Raw genomic sequence first — 1703 nt, 5'->3', positions numbered from 1 at the left:
TCCTCCAGGCCGTACATCGAGAGGTCCTTGCCGTAGCCGGAATGCTTGAAGCCACCGTGCGGCATCTCGGCAACGACCGGGATGTGGGTGTTGATCCAGACGGCACCGAAGTCCAGTCCGGCTGAAACCCGCAGCGCGCGACCGATGTCACGGGTCCACACTGACGATGCCAAGCCGTACTGCACGTCGTTGGCCCAGGTCAGAGCCTGCTCCTCGTCGGTGAATCGCTGAACGGTGATGACGGGACCGAAGATCTCGTCCTGGATCATCTCGTCGGTTTGTTCCAGGCCCGCGACCACGGTGGGTTCGATGTGGTAGCCGGTATCCCCGATGCGGTTACCACCGGCGACGACCTCTGCGTGACTCGGCGCACGCTCGATGAAGCCGAGAACGCGATCGAGTTGATTGGCGTTGTTGACCGGTGGGACGAAGGCATCCTCGTGCTTGCGTCCGACTGCCGACACGGTGACCTGGGCCCGAGCCTGCTCGGCGATGGCCGCGACAAAGTCGTCGTAGACGCCCGGGGCAGCGATCACCCGAGTCGAGGCGGTGCAATCCTGGCCCGCGTTGAAGTAACCGGAGACGGCCAACCATTCCGCTGCCGCAGCGACGTCCGCGTCGTCGAAAATGATGACGGGGGCTTTGCCGCCGAGCTCAAGGTGGACGCGCTTGACGTCATCGGCCGCTGACTTTGCCACGGCCATACCCGCGCGAACCGACCCGGTGATCGCCACCATGTTCGGCCGTTTGTGGGACACCAGTCCGGCACCGGTCTCGCGATCGCCACAGATGACGTTGAAGACCCCTGGTGGCAAGACCTCGCTGGCGAGTTCAGCCATCCGGACTGTTGAAACCGGAGTCGTATCGCTCGGCTTGAGGACCACGGTGTTACCCGCGGCGAGCGCAGGTGCGAACTTCCAGACCGCCATCATCATTGGGTAGTTCCAAGGGGTGACCTGGCCGACGACACCCACCGGCTCGCGGCGAATCCAGGAGGTGAATCCCTTCATGTATTCGCCTGCGGACTTGCCCTCAAGGACCCGGGCCGCACCGGCGAAGAACCGGATCTGGTCGATCATCGGCGGGATCTCTTCAGCCGCAGTGACCGCGACGGGTTTGCCCGTGTTGAGGCTCTCCAACTCAATGAGTTCGTCGGCGTGCTCCTCGAAGATGTCGGCCATATCCATGATGGCCTTCTGGCGCTCAGCGGGGGTGGTCTTGCCCCACGTCTTGAACGCGGCATCGGCGGCGGCATACGCGTTGTCGACGTCCTCGGACCCGGACACGGGTGCGGTCGCAAACACCTGACCGGTCACGGGCTCAATCAGTTCGGTGACGACACCGTCAACCGAGTCAACCAATTCACCATTGATGAAGTTCTGTACTCGCAGATTCTCAGCCATAAGACAAACACTAGGGCCTATTTCCCGGACTGTCGCTAGAGGCTCGGGAAGGTCATCCTCGGGGCACTCACTCTCCTGCGCCTGTGACCGTTGTGCCCGCAGACCGTCGCGCACCTACGATGACGCCATGAGTCCCGATCAACACCATCACACCAACCTCTCCGAACGTGCCCGCGAGCACCTTTGGCTCGCGTTCACCAGGCACTCCGCGTACGAGGAGGGTGAGCAAATCCCCGTCATCGTCAAAGGCGACGGGGCGCGGATTTGGGACGACAAAGGTCGCGAGTACCTCGATGGCCT

1 protein-coding gene is annotated in these 1703 nt (G+C 62.8%); it reads right to left on the bottom strand.

The features are described 5' to 3' along the window. A partial coding sequence (locus tag KAZ48_09700) for an aminobutyraldehyde dehydrogenase (GenBank protein MBP7973063.1) occupies nucleotides 1-1403 on the bottom strand: 1403 nt, incomplete at its 3' end. Between the last annotated feature and the right edge of the window lie 300 nt (nucleotides 1404-1703).

Source organism: Candidatus Nanopelagicales bacterium (assembly GCA_018003655.1).
In the GTDB taxonomy this organism is placed as follows: Bacteria; Actinomycetota; Actinomycetes; order S36-B12; family UBA10799; genus JAGNDY01.
This window is presented reverse-complemented; position numbering and strand designations above follow the sequence as displayed.